The following is a 24,424-nucleotide window of genomic DNA, read 5'->3' on the forward strand; positions in this document are numbered from 1 at the left end:
GGATCCACTGCAATAGCCACGGGTAAAACTTGGCATTGACTTTAGACACGCTGTTGAGTTCTCAAGTTTCGGGCACAACCCGCACATCCAACCATCCGGTCTTCCGCTTGGGGCAACTCGATCAAGCCTACCGGATCAGTTCCGAGTGTCAAACTCGGACTTTCTCCGGCCGGAGATCGCCTTTTGGCACTCTCCCGTCGCTCCTGGCGACTCGCTCTACTTTAGTGACCCAGTCACTCGGAGTCAAATCCGATTTCGTGGATCTGGAGCACTTTTCCGAAGAATCTCTTGCTTCGAATCCATGCTCCGTAGAACTTGTCGTCGTTTTGGCGACTCGGACTACTTTATGAGGTTTGCCTCGACTCGTCAAAACGAGCTTCGGCACCTTCACTCGTCGTCCAGGACCTGCCCAGGGACCGCTGTGGCCGCAGACGCGGACGCAGTGATGCCCAAGGCTTCGTTGGAGTGGAGTGACCTCTCGGTTCGTCCGTCCCGTCTCCGGGCCGTCCGTCTCACCGACGAGGCTTGGACTACATTACCCAGCCGCCCGCAGACGTGCAAATCGCGCTGGGGTGACATTCACCACAGCGCGATCTACCTAGTCAACGTGACTGGAGCAGTCAGTTCCCAAAGTCCAGGGCACCCAAGGTCTTCTTGCCGCGACGCAGCAGCGCGAACCGGCCGTCCAGCAGGTCAGCCGGGGTCAGGCGCTGATCCGGGTCGGTCACCTTCTGGTTGTTCAGGTAGGCACCGCCCTCGGCCACTGCTCGTCGGGCCGCCCCCTTGGAGGTGACCACGCCGGCCAGGGCAAGTGCGTCGACGATGGTGGGCAGCTCCGGGCCCTCCGTGGGAGTGACCCCCACCTCGGCCATCACCGCAGCCAGGGTGCTGGACGGCAGTTCGGACAGCTCTCCCCTGCCGAAGAGCGCGGCAGCGGCCGCGACCGCGGCCTCCCGCTCGGCAACCGAGTGCACCAGATCGGTCACGTCGTCGGCGAGCGCCTTCTGGGCGGCTCGACGGTGCGGCTCGGTCTGGGTGAGGTGGTCGAGCTGGTCGATCTCGTCGCGGCTGCGCGGGCTGAAGACCTTGAGGTAGTCCACCACCTTGGCGTCCTCCGCATTCAGGAAGAACTGGTGGAAGGCATAGGGCGAGGTCATCGTGGGATCCAGCCAGACCGTGCCGCTCTCGGTCTTGCCGAACTTGGTGCCGTCCGCCTTGGTCAGCAGCGGGGTGCACAGGCCGTGGGCCTTGCCGCCATCACTGCGTCGGATCAGTTCCACACCCGACGAGATGTTGCCCCACTGGTCGGAGGCCCCGGTCTGCAGGGTGCAGTTCTTGGTGCGGTAGAGCTCCCGGTAGTCCAGCGACTGCAGCAGGATGTAACTGAATTCGGTGTAGCTGATCCCGGACTCGAGCCGGCTGGCCACCACGTCGCGAGCGAGCATCCGGTTGATGCTGAAGTGTTTGCCGACGTCGCGCAGGAAGTCCAGCGTGGAGATGTTCTGGGTCCAGTCGTAGTTGTTGACCAGTTCGGCGGCATTGGAGCCGTCGAAGCTGACGAACTTGGTGACCTGGGCGCGGATCCGCTCCACCCACTCCTCGACGACCTCCTTGGGGTTGAGGTTGCGCTCGCTGGACATCCGCGGATCGCCGATCAGACCGGTGGCGCCGCCCACCAGCAGCAGCGGCTTGTGGCCGGCGGCCTGCAGGTGGCGCCAGACCATCAGCTGCACCAGGTTGCCGAAGTGGATGCTCGGGGCGGACGGGTCGAAGCCCACATAGCCGGTGACCGGCCCCTCATCGAGATGAGCGGCCAATGCGGCCTCGTCTGTGGACTGGTAGACCAGCCCCCGCCATTTGAGTTCATCCAGGACAGCATTCACCCGGCCAACACTAGTCGACCGGGCTGGTGCCCTTCGACCGACTGTCCCCTTCGAGCGGCCTCGACAGGCTCGGCCATCGTGGTCGTCTCCGCGCCCGCGAGCGCAGCCGGATCTTGATGGTCACCTGTCGAGGGCTCCGCCGAACTCGGCCGCCCATGGGCGGGTGGGTCAGGAGGCGCGCACCGGGCTCCAACCGTCGAGGCTGGCCATCAGGCCGTCCAGCACCCGGGTGCATTCCTCCAACTGGTCGCGCACCGAGCTCTCCGCTGTGCCTCCCCGGCCGTTGCGGGCATTGATCGAGCCGGCCACGCTGAGCACGTCCAGCACCTCGGGGGTGAGGTGCTCGTCGATCCGCGGCAGGTCGTCGGCAGTCAGGTCGAACAGCTCGATCCCCTTGCCCTCGCAGTACTGCACGGCCTTGCCGGAGATGTCGTGTGCCTGGGCGAAGGGCACGCGCTGCCGGACGAGCCAGTCGGCGACGTCGGTGGCCAGGCTGAAGCCCTGCGGGGCACGTTCGGCCATTCGGTCGGCCTGGAAGACCAGCGTGCCGAGCATCCCAGCCATGGCGGGCAGCAGCATGTGCAACTGGTCCAGCCCGTCGAAGAGTGGCTCCTTGTCCTCCTGCAGATCCCGGTTGTAGGCCAGCGGCAGACCCTTGAAGGTGGCCATCAGACCGGTGAGATTGCCGATCAGGCGTCCGGACTTGCCCCGGGCCAGTTCGGCGACGTCGGGATTCTTCTTCTGGGGCATGATCGACGAGCCGGTGGACCAGGCGTCGTCGAGCTTGGCGAAGCCGAATTCCACCGTGGACCAGAGGATCACCTCTTCGCTGACCCGGGAGAGGTCGACGCCGATCTGTGCCAGCACATAGCTGGCCTCGGCCACCAGGTCACGGGCCGCGGTGCCGTCGATCGAATTGGGCACGGAACCCGCGAAGCCCAGGTCCGTTGCTACGGCCTGCGGGTCGAGCCCGAGCGAGGTGCCGGCCAGCGCGGCCGAGCCGTAGGGCGAGATCGCCAGCCGACGATCCAGATCGGTGATCCGCTCGATGTCTCGTAACAGCGGCCAGGCGTGGGCTAGCAGGTGGTGGGAGAGCAGCAGCGGCTGGGCGGACTGCAGGTGGGTGCGTCCGGGCATCGGGTCGCCGAGGTGCTTGCTGGCCTGGGAATGCAGTGCCTCGACCACCTCGCGCACCTCGGCGGCAATCACCCGGAGCTCCTCGCGCAGGTAGCTGCGGATCAGGGTGGCGATCTGGTCATTGCGGGATCGGCCGGCGCGCAGCCGCCCACCCAGCTCCGACCCGACGACCTCCACCAGGCCGCGTTCCAGGGCGCCGTGCACGTCCTCGTCGCTGGCCGCAGGGGTGAACTCGCCGCTGGCCACCCGCTGGTTCAGGGTGCCCAGCCCGGCCACCAGGTCCTCGTGCTCCTGGTCCGTGAGCAGCCCGGCCCGGTGCAGGGCATGCGCATGGGCGACCGATCCCGCGAGGTCATGCCGGGCCAGTCGCCAGTCGAAGTGGGTGGACTTGCTCAGGGCAAACATCGCCTCGGCCGGACCGCCGGCGAAGCGGCCTCCCCAGAGCATTCCCTCGGCGTGGCCCTCGTCCTTGGTGTTCACGGCATCTCCTGTGGTTTCGGGTGTCTGGTCGATCGTAGCGAGCGACGGTTGGTTGGTCGGCGGCCCACCGCCGGTCCCTGGAGCGAAAGGTGCGTTCCCACCCCTCGACAGGCTCGGGGACCGTGGTTGGGCTGGTCTCGGGGACCGTGGTTGGGCTGGTCTCGGGGACCGTGGTTGGGCTGGTCTCGGGGGCCATGGCCCATGGCATCAGGGCTGGGCGCCGGAGCCCCCGCCCATACTCATGAACCGGGCTGCCAGGGCCTCGCCCCCCTTGGGATTGCGGGTCACCAGCAGCACCGTGTCGTCCCCGGCGATGGTGCCCAGAATGGAGCTCCACGCCACCTTGTCGATCGCCGACGCAAAGTACTGGGCGGCGCCGGGCGGGGTGCGCAGCACCACCATGTTGGCCGAGGCATCGGCTCCCAGCAGCACCTCCTGGGAGAGCTTGGCCAGCCTGGCCTCCAGCCCGCTGGCATCGGGCGCCGTCTCGGTGCCGGGGGCGGCGTAGACCAGGTTCCCCTTGGGCCCGCGGATGCGTACCGCGCCGATCTCCAGCAGGTCCTTGCTCAGGGTGCCCTGGCTGACCGTGATCCCCTCGGCGGCCAGCAATTCCGCCAGCTCGCTCTGGCTGGAGACCTCGCGAGACTCCACCAGGGCAAGGATCCGGGCCTGTCGGCTGGCGCGGGTGGTCATCGGCCGGCTCTCCCACCGGGGGCATTGGCGTCGAGCACCGCCGGCAGGGCGGCGACGAAGGAGTCGAGCTGCTCGGCGGTGACGATCAGCGGCGGCGCGATCCGCAGCACGTCGGGCCGGGGCGCGTTGATGATGAAACCGGCATCCAGCATGGCGTCGCTGACGGCCGCGGCACGGTCGTCGGTCAGCACGATGCCGCGCAGCAGTCCGGCGCCCCGAACCTGGCCGATCGCGGGATGGTTGAGCGCCTCGACGGCGGCTGCCAGGTGCTCCCCCATCCGCCGCGCGTGCTCCAGCAGACCGTCGCGTTCGATCACGCCGATCACCGCGAGGCCGGCGATGGCGGCGACGGGATTCCCGCCGAAGGTGGTGCCGTGCTGGCCGGGGCTGAGCAGCCCGGCGGCCCGGCCGGTGGCGATGCAGGCGCCGATCGGGAAGCCATTGCCCAGCCCCTTGGCCAGGGTGACCAGGTCGGCGGTCACGCCACTGGCGCTGCTGGCCAGCCAGTCGCCGCAGCGCCCGATCCCGGTCTGCACCTCGTCGATCCACAGCAGGGCGCCGTGGACGGTGGCCAGTTCCCGGGCGGCGGCCAGGTAGCCGTCGGGCGCGGGCACGACGCCATTCTCGCCCTGCACCGTCTCCAGCACGACGGCGGCGGTCTGGTCGTCGACGGCGGCCCGCAGCGCTGCAAGATCACCGTAGGGGACGAAGATCACCTCGCCGGGCAGTGGTTCGAAGGGTTCGCGGTACTTGGGATTGGCGGTGATCGCCAGGGCGCCCATGGTGCGGCCGTGGAAGGCGCCCTCCATCGCGATGATCTTGCTCCGGCCGGTCAGCCGGGTGGCCTTGAAGGCGGCCTCATTGGCCTCGGCGCCGGAATTGGCGAAGAAGACCCGCGCCTGGGCACCGGGGTCATTGACCGTCGCCATCGCAACCAGTTTCTCGGCCAGGGCGATCTGCGCCGGGGTGGCGAAGAAGTTGGAGACATGGCCCAGGGTGGAGAGCTGGCTGGTGATGGCGGACAGCACGGCGGGGTGGGCGTGGCCCAGGGCGTTGACGGCCAGACCGCCGAGCAGGTCAAGGTACTTGGTGCCGTCGGCATCCCAGACGTGCGCGCCCTCACCGCGGACGAAGACCCGCTTGGGGGCCCCGAAGGTGTTCATCATCACCTGCCCGTAGCGGCTGGTGAGATCGGCCTGGGTGAGCTGGTTCTGGGCCGTGGTGGGAACAATCTGGCTCACTTGGCGCCCTTCTTTGCTTGCTTGGTTGGCTTTGCGGGGTCGGCCATCACCTTGCCGACCCGCTTGTCGGGGTCGGCCATCACCATCGTCCCGATGCCGTCGTCGGTGAAGATCTCCAGCAACAGGCAGTGCTGCACCCGACCGTCGATCACGGTGGCGCGCGGCACCTTGCCGGTGACGGCGCGCAGGCAGGCCTCCATCTTCGGCCGCATGCCGGATTCCAGGCTGGGCAGCAGCTCGTGCAATTCCGTGGCGGTGATCTGGGTGATCACCTCGTCGGAATTGGGCCAGTCGGCGTACAGTCCGGCGACGTCGGTCATCATCACCAGGCGTTCGGCGCCCAGCGCGACGGCCAGGGCGGAGGCGGCGGTGTCGGCATTCACATTGTGCACGGCCCCGGTCCGGTCCGGGGCGACGGTGGCGACGACGGGAATCCGCCCGGCGTCGATCAGGTCCTGCACCGCGGCGGGGTTGACGCTGGCGACGTCACCCACCAGACCAAGATCAACATCTTCACCGTCGATCACGGTGCCCTTGCGCTTGGCGGTGAACAGACCGCCATCCTCGCCGGACATGCCGACGGCGAAGGGGCCGTGCTGGTTGATCAGGCCCACCAGTTCCCGGCCGACCTGGCCGACCAGCACCATCCGGACCACATCCATGGCCTCGGGGGTGGTGACCCGCAGGCCGCCCTTGAACTCGCTGGTGATGTTGAGTCGTTTGAGCATGGAGCTGATCTGCGGACCGCCGCCATGCACCACCACGGGGCGCACACCGCAGCGTCGCAGGAAGACGATGTCCTCGGCGAAGGCGTGCTTGAGCTCCTCGTTGATCATCGCATTGCCGCCGTACTTGATCACCACCACCTTGCCGGCATACTGCGCCAGCCAGGGCAGGGCCTCGATCAGGGTGCTGGCCTTGCTGACCAGGGCCTCGGTGTCCACCGTGCGCTTGTGGGTCATGACGAGTACTCCGCGTTCTCCTTGACGTAGTCATAGGTGAGGTCATTGGTCCACACGGTGGCGGTGTGGCTGCCGTGGTTCAGGTCCAGCACGACGTCCACCTGCCGGTCATCGAGCTTCACCAGGCTGCGGTCCTCCCCCAGCCCGCCCTGCCGGAAGACGCAAACACCGTTGAAGTAGACGTCCATCGCCTCCGGTTCGAAGGCGGCACCAGTGGTGCCGGCCGCGGCCAACACCCGGCCCCAGTTGGGGTCATTGCCAAAGATGGCGCACTTGAACAGGTTGTTGCGGGCAATCGAGCGGGCCACCTCCAGTGCATCGACCTCGGTGGCGGCGTTCTTGACGGTGATGGCGATGTCGTGTGACGAGCCCTCGGCATCGGCCAGGAGCTGCATCGCCAGGTCCTTGCACACCGCGCTCAGGGCGGCGGCGAACTCGTCGGGATTGGGGGCGGACCCGCTGGCACCCGAGGACATCAGGATCACGGTGTCATTGGTGGACTGGCAGCCGTCGGAATCCACCCGGTCGAAGGAGACGCTGGTGGCCTGCTTGAGCGCCTTGTCCAGGGCCAGCGGCTTGATGTCGGCATCGGTGGTGAGCACGACGAGCATGGTGGCCAGGGCGGGGGCGAGCATGCCAGCGCCCTTGGCCATGCCGCCGATCGACCAGCCGTCGGGGCTGGTCCACGACGCCATCTTGCGCACCGTGTCGGTGGTCATGATCGCCGCGGCGGCATCGGGGCCGCCCTGCACGGAGAGCTGGGCGACGGCGGCGTCAACGCCGGGCAGCAGCTTGTCCATCGGCAGCCGGACACCGATCAGGCCGGTGGAGCAGACCGCCACGTCGGTGACGGCGCAGTCCAGCCCGGAGGCCACCTGAACGGCGGTCTTCACCGCATCTGCCAAGCCTTCCTTGCCGGTGCAGGCATTGGCGCCACCGGAGTTGAGCACGACCGCCTTGAGGACGCCGTCGGCGCACACGTCGCGGCTCCACTGCACCGGCGCCGCGAAGATCCGGTTGCTGGTGAAGACCGCGGCCGCGTCCTGCAGCGGGCCGTTGTTCACCACCAGCGCCAGATCGGGATTGCCGGACTCCTTGATGCCCGCCGCCAGACCGGCCGCGGAGAAGCCCTTGGGGGTGGTGACGCTGCCGGAGCGGTCCGGGGTGTAGTCATCCATGGAGAACTGCGGCTTGCTGGTCATGGGGCGACTCCGATGGTGCTGAGCCCGGTGGCCTCGTCGAGGCCCAGGGCGATGTTCATGGACTGGATGGCGCCGCCGGCGGTGCCCTTGCACAGGTTGTCCAGCGTGCCGACGGCCACCAGGCGGCCGGCGTCGGCGTCAAGGGTGGCATTCACGTGCACGGCGTTGCTGCCGACGATGTGCTGGCTCTGCGGCCACTGGCCGTCGGGCAGGACGTGCACGAAGGGCTCACCGGCATAGGCGTCGACGTAGGCCTCGCGGATGTCGGCGGCGGTGACGCCCGGCTTCACCGGCGCGGTGACGACGGCCAGGATGCCGCGGGCCATCGGCACCAGCAACGGGGTGAAACTGACGCTGGGATTGCTCCCGCCCAGCTTGGCGAAGTTCTGCAGCAGCTCGGGGACGTGCCGGTGCACTCCCCCGACGCCGTAGGCGCTGGCCGAACCGAAGAGTTCGGCGCCCAGCAGGTTGGGCTTGGGGGCCTTGCCGGCGCCGGAGGATCCCGAGGCCGCGGCCACCACGACGTCCTGCCCCGTGACCAGGCCACGGGTGAGGGCCGGCAGCAGCGCCAGCGTGGTGGCGGTCGGGTAGCAGCCGGGCACCGCGATCCGCTGGGTGGCCTTCAGCAGTTCCCGCTGGCCCGGCATCTCCGGCAGGCCGTAGGGCCAGGTGCCGGCGTGCTCGGACTTGTAGTACTTGACCCACTGCTCGGCCGATTCCAGCCGGAAGTCGGCACCGCAGTCGATGATCAACACCCGGTCACCGCCGGGGAGGGCGGCGATCTGCTCGGCGACCGGGCCGGAGGTGCCGTGCGGCAGGGCCAGGAAGACGACGTCGTGACCGGTCAGGTTCTCCGCCGTGGTGGGCAGCACCTCTCGATCGGCCAGGGGCAACAGGTGCGGCTGGTGCTGGCCCAGGCGCGAGCCGGCGCTGGAGCCGGCGGTGAGCTTTCCGATGGTGATCTCGGGATGGCCGAGCAGGAGGCGCAGCACCTCACCGCCGGCGTAGCCGGTGCACCCGGCAACTGCCACTGTGAACGTCATAGGCATAACTATGCCACAGATGGAATAAGTATTCCGTCCATCTCGCGTGCGCAGCGGTCAGCGCAGCAGCCCCGCCACCAGCGCGTCGACGGCGTGCGCAAAGGCGGCATCCTGGTTGCCGGGCGCGCCGTCGAGCTTGCCCAGCTGGGCGAACAGCGCAATGTTCTGCTCCTCCGCGACGTGCCCGAGCACCAGGTGGAGCAGGGCCCGCGCTCCCCAGGCCGCACGCTCGGCGGAATCGTCGCGGGCCAGCACGGCCACGACGCCGGTCAGCGGATCATGCTCGCACAGGCCGCTGGCCAGGGCGGTGGCCGCCAGATCCGCGGAATCTCGATGGCCCAGCAGTACCCGTCGCAGCCCATGCGCCCAGACCGTCAACGCGGCGCGGACATCCAGCGCCGGATCCGGATCGGGCAGCTCGGCGAGGATCCGGTCGGCGACGGCTGCCAGCAGGCTCTGCTTGTTGGCCACATGCCAGTACAACGCCCCGGCCTTCACCCCCAGCGCGTCGGCCAGCCGACGCATCGAGAGGTCACCCAGACCGTAGTCGTCGAGGATCGTGACGGCGGCCGCGATCACCTCGTCGCGATCCAGACTCATGGAACCCCCCACTTTCATCGGAACTGGTCACGCGCTAACGTGACACCGTCCATTGAACACCGTTCAACACCGTGCTTCTCAACACCGCCGTTGCAGGCCAAGCCCGACCCCTGGAGGAATCGTGGATCTCGACTCTATGACACGCACCGCACTCGCCGGTGAGTCCATCACCCCCGAACAGGCGCTGGAGGTGCTGAACTGCCGTGACGACGAGGTCTTCGGCCTGGTGGCGGCCACCAGCCAGGTGCGTCGCAAGTTCTTCGGCAACCGGATCAAGCTGAACTACCTGGTGAACCTGAAGTCGGGCCGCTGCGCCGAGGACTGCGGCTACTGCTCACAGCGGCTGGGCGGCGAGGCCGACATCCTGAAGTACACCTGGCTCAAGGACGACGAGGTCAACGACGTGGTGACCGCTGGTCTGGCCAGCGGCGTGAAGCGGGTCTGCATGGTGGCCTCCGGCACCGGCCCGTCGAACCGGGAGACCGAGAAGGTTGCCGGAATGATCGAGAACATCAAGACCAACCACCCCGAGGTGGAGGTCTGCGCCTGCCTGGGCTTCGTCACCGACGAGCAGGCCGCCAAGCTGCGCGCCGCCGGCGCCGACGCCTACAACCACAATGTGAACACTGCGGAGAGCCACTACACCGACATCTGCACCACCCACACCTACCAGGACCGTACGGACAACATCGAGAAGGTCAAGGGCGCCGGGATGTCCCCCTGCTCCGGCCTGATCGCCGGCATGGGTGAGAGCAAGGAGCAGCTGGTGGAGGCGATCTTCGCGCTGCGCGAGCTGGGCGTCGATTCGGTGCCGGTGAACTTCCTGCTGCCCTTCGACGGCACCCCGATGGAGGGTCAGAAGACCCTGCAGCCGCTGGAATGCCTGCGGATCCTGGCGATGGTGCGGCTGGTGCACCCGGACACCGAGGTGCGCGCCGCGGCCGGCCGCGAGCAGCACCTGCGCAGCCTGCAGGCCACCGCGCTGGAGCTGGTGAACTCGATCTTCCTGGGCGACTACCTGACCAGTGAGGGTCAGGCCGGTCAGGACGACCTGCAGATGATTGCCGACGCCGGCTTCGTCGTCGAGGGCCAGGAGAGCCCGGCCGAGCGGCTGGAGCACACCCAGGTGCCGATCCGTCGTCGCGGCGCGGGCACCCAGCTGGCCCCCAACGTCTGACCCGGACGCCAAGGCGCCCCCTCGACAACGACGCGGGCCCCGATCTCCTCACCGGAGATCGGGGCCCGCTCGTCGATGCCTCGACAGGCTTAGCCGCCGTGGTCACCTCTGTGCCCAAGCTCAGCCGAGCGGCTGGGTCACTGCCTCAGCGCAGCCCCGAAGCGCTCGGCCGCGAGCTTCACCGCGGCGTCGCGGGCGGCGGCGCTCTCGGTGTCCTTCAGCGTCTTGTCCGCCCCGCGGAAGTGCAGCGAGTAGGCCAGCGACTTCTTGCCGTCGCCGATCTGCGGGCCGCGGTAGATGTCGAAGAGCTGGCAGCTCTCCAGCAACTCCCCCGCGCCCTCAACCAGAGCCCGGCGCAGTTCCTCGGCGGCCACCGACTCGTCCACCACCAGCGCGACGTCCTCCTTGGCCAGCGGGAAGCTGGACAGCGGGGCGATCGATCCGGCGCCGGGAGCGGCCTCGAGCAGTACCTCCAGGTCGAATTCGACGGCGCAGGTGCGCTCGGGCAGGCCGAAGGCCTTGATCACCTGCGGGTGCAGCTCACCGGCACAACCGAAGACCTCGCCGTTCACCAGCAGCTCGGCGCAACGGCCGGGATGCCACGGCGTCACCGCCGCATTGCGACGGGTGATCCGGGCCCCGACGGCGGCCGCGGCAGCCTCGGCCAGCGCGACGACATGCGTCCAGTCGGCCTTCACCGCGGGCCCCTGCCAGCCGGCGCCGGCCCAGGTGCCGGAGACCACGCCGCCCACCATCACTGGCTGCTGCGGCAGCGCCGCCTGCAGGCCGGCCAGGTCGGCGGCGCTCGGGCGCTGGGCGACGCTGGGCCGCGGCGCGGGCGTCGGTTCCCCCTTGAGGAAGACCCGGCCCAGCTCGAACAGCGCCAGATCGTCCTGGCTACGGGAGGTGTTGCGGGCGATCGCCTGGAAGAGCCCCGGCAGCAGGCTGGAGCGCAGGTGGCCGTGGGTGTCGTCCAGCGGATTGGCCAGCTTCACCAGGTCGCGGCGCGGATCGTCGGCGTCGGGCGCGATCCTGGCGATCTGCTCCTCGCTGACGAAGGGCAGGCTGATCAGTTCGACGAAGCCCAGGTTGGCGATGGCGCGCAGCACGGCGCGGCGCCCCTGCTGGGCCTTGGACAGGCCGCGCCCGATCGGGGCGGTGGGCACGATGCCCTGGATCACGTCGAAGCCGATCTTGCGCCCCACCTCCTCGACGTAGTCGTAGGGGTCAACCAGGTCGGGCCGCCAGGTCGGTGGCACCAGGGTCAGCGAGTCGGCCATCGCGGTGACGTGCACGCCGGAGGCGGTGAGGATGTCGATCACCTGCTCCCGGGAGACCTCGGTGCCCAGGATCCTGGCGGGCAGGTCGGCGGCGATGTGCTGCTGCGGCATGGCCAGCACCTCGCCGACCACCGTCTCGGCGGCCTGCAGTGTGCCACCGCCGAATTCCACCAGCAGGTCCGCGGCGCGGCGCGCGGCGGCATGGCCCACCGCGACGTCGACACCGCGCTCGAAGCGGCGGGAGGCCTCGCTGGGCAGCTTGTGCCGACGATGGGTCCGGCCGATCGCCAGCGGATCGAAGTGCGCGGCCTCCAGCACGATGTTGGTGGTCTGCTCGGTCACCTCGGTGTTCTGCCCGCCCATCACACCGGCCAGGCCGATCGGGCCGGAGCCGTCGGTGATCAGCATGTCGTCGTCGCCGAGGGTGCGGGTGACGTCGTCCAGGGTGACCAGCGTCTCCCCCGGCGTGGCCTGCCGGACGACGATCTCGCCGGTCAGCTTGTCAGCGTCGTAGGCGTGCAGCGGCTGGCCGGATTCCAGCATCACGTAGTTGGTCACGTCGACGGCCAGCGAGATGCTGCGCATGCCGCTGCGTTCCAGCCGCTGCACCATCCACTGCGGGCTGGGGGCGCTCGGGTCGATCCCGGTGACGGTCAGCGCGACGAAGGTGGAGCAGTTGGGCGTCTCGATCCGCACCGGGTGGCCGTCGGTGCTGGTCCCGGGGCGCGGCCGGCCGTAGGGGTCGGTGAAGCGGACGCCGGTGGCCTGGGCGGCCTCGCGGGCCAGGCCGCGCAGGCTGAGGCAGTAGCCGACGTCCGGGGTGACGTCGACGTCCAGCACGGCCTCCCCGCCGCCCAGCAGCGGCATGGCCTCCATGCCCGGGGTCAGCGGACGGCCGTCCAGCTCGGTGGGCAGCACGATGATGCCGCTGTGGTCCTCGCCGACGCCCAACTCGTCGGCGGCGCAGATCATGCCGTCGGAGACGTGGCCGTAGGTCTTGCGGGCGGCGATGGCGAAGTCGCCGGGCAGCACGGCGCCGGGCAGGGCCACCACCACCAGGTCTCCGGGTGCGAAGTTGTGCGCGCCGCATACGATGCCGCGGCCCGCGGGCAGCTCCGTGCCGTCCTTGTCGGTGCCGGCGGGCTCGTTGTGCTCGTCGCCGACATCCACCCGGCACCAGTTGATCGTCTTGCCATTCTTCTGCGGCTCGGGACTCATGGTCAGCACCCGGCCAACGACGACGGGTCCACAGACCTCGCCGCCGATGGTCTCGACGCGCTCCACGTTCAGCCCGGCGCGGGTGAGGGCGGCGGCCAGCTGGTCGGTGGTCAGGTCGTCGGGCAGGCTGACCAGCTCGCGCAGCCAGGAAACGGGGGCCTTCATCGTGCTCCTCCAACAAGCGAACGGCTGAAACGGATGTCACCCTCGACGAAGTCGCGCAGGTCGGGGGCGGAATTGCGGGTCATCACGGAGCGGTCGACGCCCATCCCGAAGGCGAAGCCGGAGTAGACCTCGGTGTCGATGCCGCAGGCGGCCAGCACGCGTGGGTTGACCACGCCGCAGCCGCCCCATTCGATCCAGCCCTCACTGCGGCAGGTGCGGCAGGGTCGCGACGGGTTGCCGACGCTCTCGCCGCGGCAGACGAAGCACTCCACGTCCACCTCGGCGCTGGGCTCGGTGAAGGGGAAGTAGTGGGGGCGCATCCGGGTGCGGATGTCGTCGCCGAACATCGCCTGGGCGAAATGGTCCAGCGTGCCCTTCAGGTGGGCCATGGAAATGCCCTTGTCAACGCACAGACCCTCGATCTGGTGGAAGACCGGCAGGTGGGTGGCGTCGTACTCGTCGGCGCGGAAGACCTTGCCGGGGCTGACCACGTAGACCGGCAGGTCGCGCTCCAGCAGGGTGCGGATCTGCACGGGGCTGGTGGCGGTGCGCAACAGGGCACCGTTCTCGACGGGATCGATCCACAGGGTGTCCTGCAGGGCCCGCGCCGGGTGCTCGGGGTGCAGGTTCAGGGCGTCGAAGTTGTACCACTCGGCCTCCGCCTCGGGGCCCTCGACGACCTCCCAACCCATCGAGACGAAGACGTCGGCCATCTTCTCCATCAGGGCGGTGACGGGGTGCAGCGCGCCGGGGGCGTGCTGGCTGACCGGCAGGGTCATGTCGACTGTCTCGGCGGCCAGCTGGGCCTCCAGCTCGGCGGCGGCCAGCACCTTCTCCTTGGCGGCGACGGCCTGGTTGATGGTGCCGCGGGCCTTGCCGACCCGGGCGCCGGCCTCCTTGCGGGCCTGCGGCGGTAGGGCGCCGATCTCGCGATTGGCCAGGGCGATCGGCGACCGGTCGCCGTTGTGGTCGATCCGGGCCTGCTTCAGCTCGGCGGTGGTGCTGGCTGCCTCGATGGCGGCCAGCGCGTCGGCGACCATCTGCTCCACCTGCTCGGCCTTCAAGGGCGTCACCTGGACGGGGTCATAGTTCGTGTTCGGGCCGCTCATGGGCTCCTCTTCTCTGGGCTTCGGGCAGGAAATGCCCGGTGGTGACATCAGGGGCTCACCCCCGACCAAGGACATCCGCGTAGGTCAGCTGGCGTTGCGACGCCGACGAGCCTCCCCACGACCGTCACCCGGCCGGGGGCTCAGAAATCGACGTCCCATCATGTGGCCGAGAATATCAGCACCGCCCGGGGCACCCGTCGGGGTATCAGCGTCAGCCAGCGACGCGACGCTGGGCACTGGCGGTGGCATAGAGGCAGACCGCGGCCGCCGTCGACAGGTTCAGGCTCTCGGCCTGGCCCCACATCGGGACACCCACCACCTTGTCCGCCAGGCTGCGTTCCCTTTCAGGCAGGCCCCAGGCCTCATTGCCCATGATCCAGGCGGTCGGCCTCTCCAGGTCACCGGCCAACTCGTCGAGATGGGCCCCGCCACCGTCGGCGGCAAAGACCTGCATCCCCTGCTGGTGCAGCCAGGTGACCGCGTCACCGATCTCCACCCCGACCACGATCGGCAGGTGGAAGATGCTGCCCACGGTGGCGCGCACCGTCTTGGGGTTGAAGACCTCCACCGAGCCCTTGGTGAAGACCACCGCATCCGCCCCGAAGGCGTCGGCGCAGCGGATCACGGTGCCGGCATTGCCCGGGTCGCGCACCTGGGCGCAGACCACCACCAGCTTGGGCGTGATGATCTCGTCCAGATGGGCCAGATCCTGACGGCAGATCGCCACCACGCCCTGCGGCGTGACGGTGTCGCTCAGCTGGAACATGTCGTCGGGGTGGGCCTTCCAGCAGACCTGCGGATCGGCCATCGCCAGCAGTTCGGCGTGGGTCTGCTCGTCGTCGACGATCACCGCCTCCACCAGCTCGGGACGGCGCAGCGCCTCCCGGACCGCCTGCGCACCCTCGGCCAGGAAGAGGCCCTGCTCGTCGCGTTCCCGGCGGGCCAACAAACGACGAGCCGAGCGCTGCTGCCCCCGGGAAATCAGGGGTAGTGCGCTCGGCTCGTCAGAAGTCATGCCGAAACACTAACGCAACCGCGCGGAGGCGGCGGCATGTGATCGGCCGACGGGGTGGATCAGGCCGCGGCCTGCTCCGGCTGGTTCGCCTTGGAGATCTCCACCAGGGCAGCGAAGGCCTTGGGGTCGCTCACGGCCAGCTCGGCCATCATCTTGCGGTCCACCTCGACGCCGGCATTCTTCAGGCCGTTGATGAAGCGGTTGTAGGTCATGCCCTCGGCGCGAGCCGCGGCATTGATCCGCTGGATCCAGAGCTGACGGAAGTCGCCCTTCTTCTTGCGGCGGTCGTTGTAGGAGTAGGTCATCGAGTGGAGGACCTGCTCCTTCGCCTTGCGGTACAGGCGCGAACGCTGGCCGCGGTAGCCCGAGGCCTGCTCGAGGATTTCGCGGCGCTTCTTCTGCGCATTCACAGAACGCTTGACGCGTGCCATGTCTTACTCCTTGCTGTGTGTGCCGACCCTCGCGACGTGATCGTCGGGGCCGAAGTACGTGGTGCCGCGTGCCTGCGGCGGTGGTCCGGGGAAACCGGCGGGTACTGGACGAGCCAGCGGTGGATCAGCGGCCCTTCATCTTGCCGAGAAGCTTGCGCATCTTCTTGGCATCGGCGCCCTGCAGGACCTGGTCGGTCGACAGGCGACGGGTACGGCTGGTCGGCTTGTGCTCGTTCAGGTGGCGCTTGCCGGCCTGACGGTGCGAGAGCTTGCCGCTGCCCGTGACCTTCACGCGCTTCTTGGCACCGGAGTGCGTCTTCATCTTCGGCATGGTTGCCGCTCCATTCATCTTCTTCAGGTGGCCCGCCACAGGCTGCTGCAGCGGGTGAACCGGTTGCCCGGTTCGGATTGGGGCCGTCCGGCGGGACGTCCCCGGTGGTCTGTCACAGATCGATGTCGGGATCCATGTTGTCGGCCGGGCCACGCTTCTTCTTCGTGGCCGACGGCTGGTGCTGGGCGCGCAGCTCGGCCTCGGCCTGACGCTCCGCCTCCTGGGCCGCGGCGCGCTCGGCCATCCGGCGATCCCGCTCGGCCTTCTCGTCGACGCGTGCCTCGGTCTTCTTCTTCGTCGGGCCGAGCACCATCAGCATGTTGCGCCCGTCCTGCTTGGGCGCCGACTCGATGAAGCCGAACTCGGTGACGTCCTCGGCCAGCCGCTTGAGCAGGTTGAAGCCCAGCTCAGGGCGGGACTGCTCACGACCGCGGAACATGATGGTGATCTTCACCTTGTCCCCGGCCTTGAGGAAGCGGACGACGTGACCCTTCTTGGTCTCGTAGTCGTGCTCGTCGATCTTGGGACGAAGCTTCATTTCCTTGATGACCGTGTTGGTCTGGTTGCGACGGGACTCGCGGGCCTTCTGCGCGTTCTCATACTTGAACTTGCCGTAGTCCATGAGCTTGGCCACCGGCGGACGGGCCATCGGGGCCACCTCAACCAGGTCCAGGTCGTGCTCCCGAGCAAGCTGCAGCGCCTGGTCGATCTTCACGATGCCCACCTGTTCGCCGGCAGGGCCGACCAGACGGACTTCCGAAACACGGATCCGCTCGTTGATGCGAGGTTCGTTGCTGATGTGGTCCTCCAAGGTTTGAAATCTGGGTGATCGGGCGCAGCCCTCGTCGCCCGCACACCGCCCGGAGAACCAGAAAAGGCTCCCGCGCGTGCGGAAGCCTGACGACCGTCGATCCGGGCATTGCCCGCGTGCGGGCAATGCCACCGATGACGGTGGGTACCGACCCGCCGAGCCGAACCCGGTCGGGTGGGAGGTCAGGCCTCCACTTGTACGGTCGACGCACGAAGCGCGACCAATCTCGAACATGTTATCCCACGATCTACCCTGGGACGAAATCCGGCTCGACGGACTCGGCCAGCCCAGGGGGCAAGTCACTCCTCGGCCAGGAACATCCAACCGAACTGACCGGGCTCCACCTCCACCAGGCGGTGCCCCTGGGCGAGTTCGGTCACCAGCTCCGGCCCCAGCTCGAAGGGCGTCGGTCCGGCGATGTCCAGCAGCAGGTGACTGGCGCCGGTCTCGGTGACGGTGGCGGCCAGATCGTCCAGCGTGCAGGGCACCGGGCGGGCGTCGGCGCGCCAGAGCGTCAACGCGTCGATCCCGGTGAAGGCGAGCAGGGCTCGCTCCCCCGTCGCGCTGGCGACGGTGACCGCCGCCATCTCCGCGTGCCGTTGCGGATCGGGGCCGTCCATCGAGTCGTCGCCGCTGGCCACGATCGGCATCAGCAGCCGCGCGGTGCAGAGCGTCGCGACGGCCCGCAGGTAGCCCAGCTGGTCGCCGGCCGTGGCCAGCGCCTGCCGGACGGCGGGATCGGGATGACCCAGATCCCCCTTGAAGGCGGGATTGGGCTGGGCCAGCCGCTGGCCGTGGGCGACGCCGTGCTGATCGCTCACTCGATGCCGTGCTTGTTCAGGATCGCGTTGACCTCGTCGTCGTCATCCGCGACGGGTGCGGCCGCGGGCTTGCGGGTCTGCTGCTGCGGCTGCGCCTGCGGCGCGACGGCCTGGGTGCCACGCGAGCCGGAGACCCCACCGCTGCGCTGCAGCCGGGCGGCCTTGGCCTGCTCGCGGCTACGCGGCTTGAGGATGGTGCCGATCAGCCAGAAGAGCAGGCCGACGCCGGCGGTGGCGAATCCGACCAGCATCAGATTGCTCATCGCGGTGCGCTGCGCCCAGTCGTAGATGGAGCGCGCGCCATTGCCGGCCAGCCCCATCAGGCCACTGAGGTAGATGCCGATCAGCATCAGCAGCACGCCGACGCCACGCAGCAGCACGCGGGCGCCATGGCCCATGGACCAGCGGGTCCAGGTCCAGAACAGGGTCAGCAGGCAGAGGATGACGGTGACGGCAATCACCAGGACATTCATGGAGGGCATGGCTCCATGCTGGCACAGCCTTCGCCGTGGATGCGTCAATCAGGGGCGGTGGCGGGCAATCAGGGCCTGCAACTGGGCGATTCGCTCCTCGGCCATGGCCCCTTCGGAGCGCTGGATGGCCAACGCCAGCTGGGTGCGCCCCTCCGGATGTTCCAGGGTGGGGGCCAACCTGATGTAGGCCCACGGGTCGCCGCCGCCCATGTGCACGCCCACCACCTCCGACCAGGGGAAGCGTCGGGTCCACAAGGCATTGCGGACCATCAGCCCCTGGTCGGTCACGACGATGGTGCTCATTCCCACCGACATCATCATCCCGATCATCACGGCCAGGAAGAACAACAGCGTCAGGATCTGCGGCATGGTGAACAGCGCCCTCAGCTCCGGCCCCAGGGCGAACCACAGACCGAAGGAGAAGACCAGCAGCACGATGGACATGACACTGCCCATCATCAACGCCGGTCTGGAGCGGAACTCCACCCGGTCGGCCTGGCCGGTCACAGCCGGCAGGCGGCGATGTCGGTCAGCAGGATGGCCCGGGCGCCGGCGGCCCACAGGTCATCCATCATCTTCTGGGCATCCTTGCGCGGAACCATCGCGCGGACCGCGAACCAGTCCTGTTTGGCGAGGCTGGAGACGGTGGGGCCCTCCAGACCGGGGGTGATGGCGGTGGCGGCATCCAGGTTCTGCTGGGAGACGTCGTAGTCCACCATCACGTAGTTGCGGGCCACCAGGACGCCGGAGAGGCGTCGCTTCAGCAGGTCCAGCAGGTCGGTGGGCACCTCCCCGCGACGCTGGATCAGGATGGCCTCGGAGTGGCAGATCACGTCGCCGAAGAGCTCCAGCCCCGCCTTGCGCAGGGTGGTGCCGGTCTCGACGACGTCGGCGATGGCGTCGGCGACGCCCAACCGGATGGCGGACTCGACGGCACCGTCCAGCTTGATCAGCCGGGCATCGATGCCGCGCTCGTCCAGGTAGCCGCGCAGCAGGCCCGGGTAGCTGGTGGCGATCCGCTTGCCGGCCAACTGCTCCAGGCTTGCCTCGCCGCCGGCGGGCGCGGCAAAACGGAAGCGGGACCGGCCGAAGCCCAACGCCATCACCTCGTCGGCATCGGCGCCGGAATCCAGCAGCATGTCCCGGCCGGTGACGCCGATGTCCAGCGTGCCCTCCCCCACGTAGACCGCGATGTCGCGCGGGCGCAGGTAGTAGAACTCGACGTGGTTCTCCTCGTCGACCAGCACCAGCTCCTTGCTGTCACTGCGCTGCCGGTAGCCAGCCTCGCGCAACATCTGGGCCGCCGACTCGCTCAGCGCCCCCTTGTTGGGAACGGCGATCTTGAGCAGCTGCTCCTGCGACATGGACATGTCTCCTTGGGTCATTCCGGTCTTCGGGGAAAAAATCAGAGGTAGCGGTAGACGTCGTCGAGCTCCAGCCCCAGGGCGAGCATCATCACCTGCACGTGGTACAAGAGCTGGCTCATCTCCTCGGCCGCCTCATCCTTCGACTGGTATTCCGAGGCCATCCACACTTCGGCGGCCTCCTCCACGATCTTCTTGCCGATCTCGTGCACGCCGGCATCGAGCCGCTTGACGGTGCCCGAACCCTCCGGGCGGGTGCGCGCGGTCTCGGTCAGCTGGGTGAAGAGTTCTTCGAATGTCTTGCTCACGCCCACACCCTATCCGGGTGCGCGGGGGTGGCCGGCACCGTGTTCACGCCCCGGCCATCGCTCCCCGCGGCACCCTGAACGATTGGGGCGGGGCGACTCAGTGCAGTCGGATGCCCAGCACGGCGTCGACGAAGTCCGCCAGCTGCGCCGACGCGGCATCGTCCTGCCCCTCACCGGCGAGGCTGGCCTGCGCCCAGGCGTCGATCTCGGAAAGCGCAGCGGGGGCGTCCAGATCCGTCCGCAGCGCGGCGCGGGCGGCCTCGATCACCGGGGTGGCCGGGGCGGCGGTGGGCAGGGCCGCGGCCTCGCGCCAGGCGGCCAGCCGTCGCTCGGCGGCAGCCAGGTCATCGGCGGTCCACTCCCAGTTGCTGCGGTAGTGGTGACCCAGCAGGGCCAGCCGGATGGCCATCGGATCGTGCCCCTGGCCGCGCAGCCGGCTGACCAGCTCCAGGTTGCCCTTGGACTTGCTCATCTTCTCGCCGTCCAGCGCCACCATGCCGGAGTGCAGGTAGACCTCGGCGAAGGCCTGCTCGGTGGCCACCGTGCCCTCCGCGGCGCACATCTCGTGGTGCGGGAAGGCCAGGTCGGAGCCGCCGCCCTGCACGTCGAAGTGCGGGCCCAGGTACTGCAGCGCGATCGCGGTGCACTCGATGTGCCAGCCGGGGCGCCCGCGACCCAGGGAGGACTCCCACGCGGGTTCGCCGGGACGTTCCATCCGCCAGACCAGACAGTCCAGCGGGTGCTTCTTGCCGGGACGCTGCGGATCGCCACCCATCTCGGTGAACTTGGCGATCATCTCGTCCTCGCTGAGCCGACCCACCTGGCCGAAGCCGGGCGCCAGATTGCAGCTGAAGTACCAGTCCGGGTGCTCCGGATCGTCCACCTGGTAGATGGTGCCGGTGGGCTTCATCGCCTCCAGCAGGCTGACCACCTCCGGGATGGACTCGACGGCGCCGATGTAGTCGTCGGGCGGGATCACCCGCAGCGCCTCCATGTCCGTGCGGAAGAGCTGGGTCTGGTCCTCGGCCAGCTCGGTCCAGTCCTGACCGGTGGCCTGGGCGCGCTCCAGCAGCGGGTCATCCACGTCGGTGACATTTTGTGCATAGCGCACCGTGAGCCCGAGGTCACGCCAGACGCGGTTCAGCAGGTCGAAGGTGACATAGGTATTGGCGTGGCCCAGGTGGGTGGCGTCATAGGGAGTGATGCCGCAGACGTAGAGACGGGCGGTACCGCTGGCCGGGCCAGCCTTCACCAGCCTGGAACGGGCGGTGTCGTGCACCTGCAGCCGCTGGGGGGCGGAGGGGGTGGCGACGTCGAGCTGCGGAATCTGGGGTGCTGGCCATGCCTTCATGGTCTACAAGGTAGCGGCACCGGCAAGATCGGTGGTTAGACGCCCATCGCCGATCCCGGACGAACCCAACGCAGTGGAAGCGTCCAGATCGGCACCGTCAGGGCCGCACCACTCAGGTCCGCACCACCCAGGTCCACAGCACTCAGATCGGCGGCCAGGGGATGACCGGCCAGGCATCCCCAGGCTCGGGGAAGCGGCCGGCGGCCAGCAGGTCCAGGGCGCGCTGTTCGCAGGCCCGGATCTCCTCGGGGTCGAGCCAGCCGGTCAGCGCCCGATCGGCCACCTGTGCGGTGCGGTCCAGCAGGACGGTCTCCTCGTCCGTGAGCGGCTCACCGGACCAGCCCCACAGGATGGTGCGCAGTTTCGCTTCGGCATGGAAGCTGACCCCGTGGTCGCAGCCCAGCACCCGATCCCCGACCCGCAGGATGTGGCCGGCCTTGCGATCGGCATTGTTGGCGACGACGTCGAAGAGTGCGAGCCGCCGCAGGCCGGGATGGTCGGCGTGCACCAAGGCCACCTCTTGGTCATCGGCGTCCAGCCCGACGACGATTCCGAACCAACCGTCGGGTACCTCGTCCAAGGCCACCAGCTCCGCCAGGTCATCGCCGTCGGTCTCCACCCAGTCCTGCACGGAACCGGGCCCCAGCGGACCGTCCTCGATCCAGCGGGTGGGTGGCACCACGTCGAAGCCGGCCGCACGACTCAGCCGATGCGCGGCCAGTTCGCGTCGGCCCAGGGTTTTCGGCGGAAAGTCCCACAGCGGCGCCTCACCTGCCACGGGCTTGTAGACCACGTGGCTGCCGTGCAGCTCGGCCAGGAAGGTGGCATTGGACGCCTCCACCAGCCGGCCAAGCAGCTTCATCCCGGTGGCGTCGATCCTGGGCGGCTCGGTCACGGGCGGCTCTGTCACAGGAACAGGGGGCGACGGTAGCCGTTGGCGCGCGGGCAGATGTGGCCTTCCGGGTTGATCGGCTGGCTGCAGAAGGGACAGGCCGGACGCCCTGCCTGCACCAGCGCGCGGGCCCGGGCGGCGAAGTCCCGCGCCTGGTCGGCGGAGATCGTGACGCTGAGGCATTCAGCCGCACCAGCTACCTGGGCGAGTTCGTCGAAGTACTGCCCTGCCTCCTCGGGAATGTCCAGATCCTCACCGTCGGTGACGCTGAACAGCTCCACCTGCACCGCATCCAGGGTGCCATCCCAGGCAATGGTCATGGTGCCGGCCCGGAAGTCCTCCTCCAGCGGGGCATCCAGCGGGTCCAGGTCCTTGGCCGCGACGCGCTGCGGCGGGATCTGGGCGCTGCCCTCGGTCAGCTTGGCCAGCTCGTCGAGGATCCGTTCCAGATGGTCGGCCAACACCTCCACCTGTTCTTTCTCGCAGCGCACGCTGACCAGTCGACTCTCCTCCCTGGCCTGCACGAAGAAGGTGCGTTGACCGGGTTCGCCCACCGTCCCCGCCACGAAGCGGTCAGGGAACTCGAAACGATGCGTGATGCGCGGCATGACTCCACTGTAGGGGGAGCCGCACAAGGGCCGAGGAGTGCTCAGCCCTGCTGGCTGCCCAGCCCGCCGCCCAGCTCGGGCCCAGCCGGGCTGCTCGGCAGCCGCTGGTTGAGCTGGCCGGCGGTGGTGTTCATCGCCAGCACCATGGGCCGTTGCCCCTGCGCGGCCTGGTCCGGCGTCGGGTAGCGGATGATGCTCACCGACGCCGGATCCACCACGATCCGCTGGAAGTCGTCCAGCCGCTGACCCAGGGCGTCGGAGAGCACCGCCTTGATCGGATCGCCGTGACTGGCCAGCAGCCAGACGGGCTCCTTCCCGGGGCAGGCCTCCGCCAGTCGCCGGTTCCAGTCCGCGACACCGGTCACCATCCGCTCGGCCATGCCCGCCATCGACTCACCGTCGGGGAAGACCACCTGCGAAGGGGTGGCTTGCACCTGTGCCCACAACGCCTCGCTGTTCAGCTCACTCAACCCCCGACCGGTCCATTCCCCGTAGTCACACTCAGTGAATCGGGCATCCTCGGTGACCGGCGTGGCCAGGCCCGCGCTGGCCAGGGCCAACTCCAGGGTCTGTCTGCACCGGTACAGCGGCGAATGCACGGCGGCATCCAGCGCCACCCCGCGCAACCGCTCCCCCACGCCCATCGCCTGGGATTCGCCATGATCGTCCAGGGTCACGCCGGGCGTGCGGCCGGCAAGGATGCCAGCGGTGTTGGCGGTGCTGCGGCCGTGGCGCACCAGCAGGAGCAGGGTCATGCCGCCGAGCCTATGCGCAACCCACCCACGAGGTTCGCTTGGATAGGGTCGAGGGCATGCAGACCCGACGCGTTGGCCGAACTGGCCTGGTGGTGTCCCGGCTGGGACTCGGCACGATGACCTGGGGCGGCGACACCCCCACCGGCGATGCCCGCGCCCTGCTGCGCTCCTTCGTCGAGGCCGGTGGCAATCTGGTGGACACCGCACCGGCCTATGGTCACGGCGTCGCGGAGAAGATCATCGGCAAACTGATCCACACCGACGTGCGTCGGGAGGATCTGGTGATTGCCACCAAGGGCGGTTTCGGCGTCCACAACGGCAAGCGCAGCGTCGACGTCTCCCGCGGTGCCCTGCTGGACGATCTGGCCGCCTCACTGCGCCGGCTGCACACCGATCACGTCGACCTGTGGCAGGTGCATGCTTGGGGCGATGCCCCGCTGGAGGAGACCCTGGCAGCGCTCGACCACGCGGTGAGCGCCGGCATGACCCGCTATGTGGGCATCTGCAACTACATCGGCTGGCAGACCGCCAGGGCCGCCACCTGGCAGCAGGCGGTACCGGGCCGCACCCCGCTGGCCAGCGGTCAGGTGGAGTACTCCCTGCTGGCACGGCGGGCGGAGCTGGAGGTGCTGCCCGCGCTACGCGCCCACCAGATGGGGCTCTTCCCGTGGTCGCCGATCGGCCGAGGAGTGCTGACCGGCAAGTACCGGGGCGGCACCCCGCGGCACTCGCGCGGCGCCAGCGACCACTTCGGCTGGTTCGTTCAGCCCTATCTGGAGGCCAAGTCCCGCGCCATCACCGACGCCGTCGCCAAGGCGGCCGAGGGCCTGGACCTGACGCCGGAACAGGTGGCGCTGCTCTGGGTGCGCGATGCGCCCGTGGTGACGGCGCCCCTGTTGGGAGCGCGGAATGTGGATCAGTTGGCGCCCTATCTGGCGCTGGAGGATCAACTGCTGCCAGAGCCGATCGTCGCGGCCCTGGACGATGTCACCGGCGGACCCAACCAGCTGCGGGCCGCGCCCATCCCCTGAACCGACACCACCTGGTCCGGGGATCGGTTCGAGCCGGGGCCAC

At 68.9% G+C, this 24,424-nt stretch carries 25 protein-coding genes; 2 read left to right on the forward strand and 23 right to left on the reverse strand.

From position 1 onward, the window contains the following. Nucleotides 1–620: 620 nt before the first annotated feature. From tyrS to AAEX57_RS03165, 8 genes are all read right to left on the reverse strand, one after another. Nucleotides 621–1,883, reverse strand: a complete 1,263-nt coding sequence (gene tyrS / locus AAEX57_RS03130; protein WP_342091208.1) for a tyrosine--tRNA ligase — start codon at nucleotides 1,881–1,883, stop codon at nucleotides 621–623. Nucleotides 1,884–2,051: 168 nt separating this feature from the next. After that, nucleotides 2,052–3,467 (reverse strand): argininosuccinate lyase, encoded by a 1,416-nt coding sequence (gene argH / locus AAEX57_RS03135; RefSeq protein ID WP_342091213.1) that lies wholly within the window; start codon nucleotides 3,465–3,467, stop codon nucleotides 2,052–2,054. Between the two features lie 240 nt (nucleotides 3,468–3,707). Next, nucleotides 3,708–4,193, reverse strand: a complete 486-nt coding sequence (locus AAEX57_RS03140; protein ID WP_342091207.1) for an arginine repressor — start codon at nucleotides 4,191–4,193, stop codon at nucleotides 3,708–3,710. Next, nucleotides 4,190–5,425 carry an acetylornithine transaminase gene (locus AAEX57_RS03145; protein ID WP_446721086.1) on the reverse strand — a complete coding sequence of 412 codons (1,236 nt, stop codon included), beginning with the start codon at nucleotides 5,423–5,425 and terminating at the stop codon, nucleotides 4,190–4,192. The genes AAEX57_RS03140 and AAEX57_RS03145 overlap by 4 nt, the downstream gene beginning before the upstream one ends. Nucleotides 5,426–5,430: 5 nt before the next feature. Then, nucleotides 5,431–6,396, reverse strand: coding sequence for an acetylglutamate kinase (argB, locus tag AAEX57_RS03150; protein ID WP_342091205.1), 966 nt, complete (start codon nucleotides 6,394–6,396; stop codon nucleotides 5,431–5,433). Further along, nucleotides 6,393–7,598, reverse strand: coding sequence for a bifunctional glutamate N-acetyltransferase/amino-acid acetyltransferase ArgJ (gene argJ / locus AAEX57_RS03155; RefSeq protein WP_342091204.1), 1,206 nt, complete (start codon nucleotides 7,596–7,598; stop codon nucleotides 6,393–6,395). The genes argB and argJ overlap by 4 nt, the downstream gene beginning before the upstream one ends. Beyond that, complete coding sequence (gene argC, locus AAEX57_RS03160; protein WP_342091203.1) at nucleotides 7,595–8,641, reverse strand: N-acetyl-gamma-glutamyl-phosphate reductase; 1,047 nt, start codon at nucleotides 8,639–8,641, stop codon at nucleotides 7,595–7,597. Before argC ends, argJ begins: the two co-directional genes overlap by 4 nt. 57 nt (nucleotides 8,642–8,698) lie before the next feature. Continuing rightward, on the reverse strand, nucleotides 8,699–9,241 hold the full coding sequence (locus tag AAEX57_RS03165; protein ID WP_342091202.1) for a TetR family transcriptional regulator: 543 nt from the start codon (nucleotides 9,239–9,241) through the stop codon (nucleotides 8,699–8,701). Nucleotides 9,242–9,377: 136 nt separating this feature from the next. Here AAEX57_RS03165 and bioB point away from each other — a divergent pair, with 136 nt between their 5' ends. Continuing rightward, nucleotides 9,378–10,418 carry a biotin synthase BioB gene (gene bioB, locus AAEX57_RS03170; RefSeq protein ID WP_446721083.1) on the forward strand — a complete coding sequence of 347 codons (1,041 nt, stop codon included), beginning with the start codon at nucleotides 9,378–9,380 and terminating at the stop codon, nucleotides 10,416–10,418. Nucleotides 10,419–10,555: 137 nt separating this feature from the next. On the opposite strand, the gene pheT is transcribed toward bioB, so the two are convergent. The 15 genes from pheT to AAEX57_RS03245 form a co-directional block, all read right to left on the reverse strand. Further along, nucleotides 10,556–13,081 carry a phenylalanine--tRNA ligase subunit beta gene (pheT, locus tag AAEX57_RS03175; RefSeq protein WP_342091201.1) on the reverse strand — a complete coding sequence of 842 codons (2,526 nt, stop codon included), beginning with the start codon at nucleotides 13,079–13,081 and terminating at the stop codon, nucleotides 10,556–10,558. Continuing rightward, complete coding sequence (gene pheS / locus AAEX57_RS03180; protein ID WP_342091200.1) at nucleotides 13,078–14,190, reverse strand: phenylalanine--tRNA ligase subunit alpha; 1,113 nt, start codon at nucleotides 14,188–14,190, stop codon at nucleotides 13,078–13,080. The genes pheT and pheS overlap by 4 nt, the downstream gene beginning before the upstream one ends. A 211-nt stretch (nucleotides 14,191–14,401) precedes the next feature. Further along, nucleotides 14,402–15,205 (reverse strand): TrmH family RNA methyltransferase, encoded by an 804-nt coding sequence (locus AAEX57_RS03185; protein ID WP_342091199.1) that lies wholly within the window; start codon nucleotides 15,203–15,205, stop codon nucleotides 14,402–14,404. 59 nt (nucleotides 15,206–15,264) lie between these two features. Next, complete coding sequence (rplT, locus tag AAEX57_RS03190) at nucleotides 15,265–15,636, reverse strand: 50S ribosomal protein L20 (RefSeq protein WP_342091198.1); 372 nt, start codon at nucleotides 15,634–15,636, stop codon at nucleotides 15,265–15,267. Between the two features lie 124 nt (nucleotides 15,637–15,760). Further along, a complete protein-coding gene (gene rpmI, locus AAEX57_RS03195) occupies nucleotides 15,761–15,967 on the reverse strand; it encodes a 50S ribosomal protein L35 (protein WP_342091197.1) in 207 nt (68 codons plus the stop codon). A 112-nt stretch (nucleotides 15,968–16,079) separates the two neighbouring features. Further along, nucleotides 16,080–16,778, reverse strand: coding sequence for a translation initiation factor IF-3 (gene infC, locus AAEX57_RS03200; protein ID WP_342091196.1), 699 nt, complete (start codon nucleotides 16,776–16,778; stop codon nucleotides 16,080–16,082). Between the two features lie 299 nt (nucleotides 16,779–17,077). Continuing rightward, nucleotides 17,078–17,530, reverse strand: a complete 453-nt coding sequence (locus AAEX57_RS03205; RefSeq protein ID WP_446721085.1) for an SseB family protein — start codon at nucleotides 17,528–17,530, stop codon at nucleotides 17,078–17,080. A 65-nt stretch (nucleotides 17,531–17,595) separates the two neighbouring features. Next, the gene (locus tag AAEX57_RS03210) at nucleotides 17,596–18,081 is read right to left on the reverse strand and encodes a hypothetical protein (RefSeq protein WP_342091194.1); all 486 of its coding nucleotides are present in this window, start codon (nucleotides 18,079–18,081) and stop codon (nucleotides 17,596–17,598) included. A 39-nt stretch (nucleotides 18,082–18,120) separates the two neighbouring features. After that, nucleotides 18,121–18,531, reverse strand: coding sequence for a PH domain-containing protein (locus AAEX57_RS03215; protein WP_342091193.1), 411 nt, complete (start codon nucleotides 18,529–18,531; stop codon nucleotides 18,121–18,123). Nucleotides 18,532–18,575: 44 nt separating this feature from the next. Then, complete coding sequence (gene hisG / locus AAEX57_RS03220; protein WP_342091212.1) at nucleotides 18,576–19,436, reverse strand: ATP phosphoribosyltransferase; 861 nt, start codon at nucleotides 19,434–19,436, stop codon at nucleotides 18,576–18,578. A gap of 41 nt (nucleotides 19,437–19,477) precedes the next feature. Beyond that, a complete protein-coding gene (locus AAEX57_RS03225; RefSeq protein WP_342091192.1) occupies nucleotides 19,478–19,744 on the reverse strand; it encodes a phosphoribosyl-ATP diphosphatase in 267 nt (88 codons plus the stop codon). 97 nt (nucleotides 19,745–19,841) lie between these two features. Further along, nucleotides 19,842–21,095, reverse strand: a complete 1,254-nt coding sequence (gene mshC / locus AAEX57_RS03230) for a cysteine--1-D-myo-inosityl 2-amino-2-deoxy-alpha-D-glucopyranoside ligase (protein WP_342091191.1) — start codon at nucleotides 21,093–21,095, stop codon at nucleotides 19,842–19,844. 142 nt (nucleotides 21,096–21,237) lie between these two features. Further along, on the reverse strand, nucleotides 21,238–21,990 hold the full coding sequence (locus AAEX57_RS03235; protein WP_342091190.1) for an SCO1664 family protein: 753 nt from the start codon (nucleotides 21,988–21,990) through the stop codon (nucleotides 21,238–21,240). A gap of 11 nt (nucleotides 21,991–22,001) precedes the next feature. Further along, entirely contained in the window at nucleotides 22,002–22,595 is a 594-nt protein-coding gene (locus tag AAEX57_RS03240) for a DUF3090 family protein (protein WP_342091189.1), read from the reverse strand. Nucleotides 22,596–22,636: 41 nt separating this feature from the next. Next, nucleotides 22,637–23,350 carry an MSMEG_4193 family putative phosphomutase gene (locus AAEX57_RS03245; RefSeq protein WP_342091188.1) on the reverse strand — a complete coding sequence of 238 codons (714 nt, stop codon included), beginning with the start codon at nucleotides 23,348–23,350 and terminating at the stop codon, nucleotides 22,637–22,639. Between the two features lie 56 nt (nucleotides 23,351–23,406). Between AAEX57_RS03245 and AAEX57_RS03250 the strand changes: the two genes are divergently transcribed. After that, nucleotides 23,407–24,381, forward strand: coding sequence for an aldo/keto reductase (locus AAEX57_RS03250; protein WP_342091187.1), 975 nt, complete (start codon nucleotides 23,407–23,409; stop codon nucleotides 24,379–24,381). The last annotated feature ends 43 nt before the right edge of the window (nucleotides 24,382–24,424 follow it).

The sequence above is a fragment of the Luteococcus sp. H91 genome, from assembly GCF_038433135.1.
Lineage (GTDB): Bacteria > Actinomycetota > Actinomycetes > Propionibacteriales > Propionibacteriaceae > Luteococcus.

Excerpts from the sequence above, each read along its gene's own strand:
- argH (WP_342091213.1), bottom strand. The coding sequence starts at position 3,467 with ATGCTCTGGGGAGGCCGCTTCGCCGGCGGTCCGGCCGAGGCGATGTTT.
- AAEX57_RS03140 (WP_342091207.1), bottom strand. The coding sequence starts at position 4,193 with ATGACCACCCGCGCCAGCCGACAGGCCCGGATCCTTGCCCTGGTGGAG.
- argB (WP_342091205.1), bottom strand. The coding sequence starts at position 6,396 with ATGACCCACAAGCGCACGGTGGACACCGAGGCCCTGGTCAGCAAGGCC.
- argJ (WP_342091204.1), bottom strand. The coding sequence starts at position 7,598 with ATGACCAGCAAGCCGCAGTTCTCCATGGATGACTACACCCCGGACCGC.
- argC (WP_342091203.1), bottom strand. The coding sequence starts at position 8,641 with ATGACGTTCACAGTGGCAGTTGCCGGGTGCACCGGCTACGCCGGCGGT.
- AAEX57_RS03165 (WP_342091202.1), bottom strand. The coding sequence starts at position 9,241 with ATGAGTCTGGATCGCGACGAGGTGATCGCGGCCGCCGTCACGATCCTC.
- bioB (WP_446721083.1), top strand. The coding sequence starts at position 9,378 with ATGACACGCACCGCACTCGCCGGTGAGTCCATCACCCCCGAACAGGCG.
- pheT (WP_342091201.1), bottom strand. The coding sequence starts at position 13,081 with ATGAAGGCCCCCGTTTCCTGGCTGCGCGAGCTGGTCAGCCTGCCCGAC.
- pheS (WP_342091200.1), bottom strand. The coding sequence starts at position 14,190 with ATGAGCGGCCCGAACACGAACTATGACCCCGTCCAGGTGACGCCCTTG.
- AAEX57_RS03185 (WP_342091199.1), bottom strand. The coding sequence starts at position 15,205 with ATGACTTCTGACGAGCCGAGCGCACTACCCCTGATTTCCCGGGGGCAG.
- rplT (WP_342091198.1), bottom strand. The coding sequence starts at position 15,636 with ATGGCACGCGTCAAGCGTTCTGTGAATGCGCAGAAGAAGCGCCGCGAA.
- rpmI (WP_342091197.1), bottom strand. The coding sequence starts at position 15,967 with ATGCCGAAGATGAAGACGCACTCCGGTGCCAAGAAGCGCGTGAAGGTC.
- AAEX57_RS03210 (WP_342091194.1), bottom strand. The coding sequence starts at position 18,081 with ATGCCCTCCATGAATGTCCTGGTGATTGCCGTCACCGTCATCCTCTGC.
- AAEX57_RS03215 (WP_342091193.1), bottom strand. The coding sequence starts at position 18,531 with ATGATGGGCAGTGTCATGTCCATCGTGCTGCTGGTCTTCTCCTTCGGT.
- hisG (WP_342091212.1), bottom strand. The coding sequence starts at position 19,436 with ATGTCGCAGGAGCAGCTGCTCAAGATCGCCGTTCCCAACAAGGGGGCG.
- mshC (WP_342091191.1), bottom strand. The coding sequence starts at position 21,095 with ATGAAGGCATGGCCAGCACCCCAGATTCCGCAGCTCGACGTCGCCACC.
- AAEX57_RS03240 (WP_342091189.1), bottom strand. The coding sequence starts at position 22,595 with ATGCCGCGCATCACGCATCGTTTCGAGTTCCCTGACCGCTTCGTGGCG.
- AAEX57_RS03245 (WP_342091188.1), bottom strand. The coding sequence starts at position 23,350 with ATGACCCTGCTCCTGCTGGTGCGCCACGGCCGCAGCACCGCCAACACC.
- AAEX57_RS03250 (WP_342091187.1), top strand. The coding sequence starts at position 23,407 with ATGCAGACCCGACGCGTTGGCCGAACTGGCCTGGTGGTGTCCCGGCTG.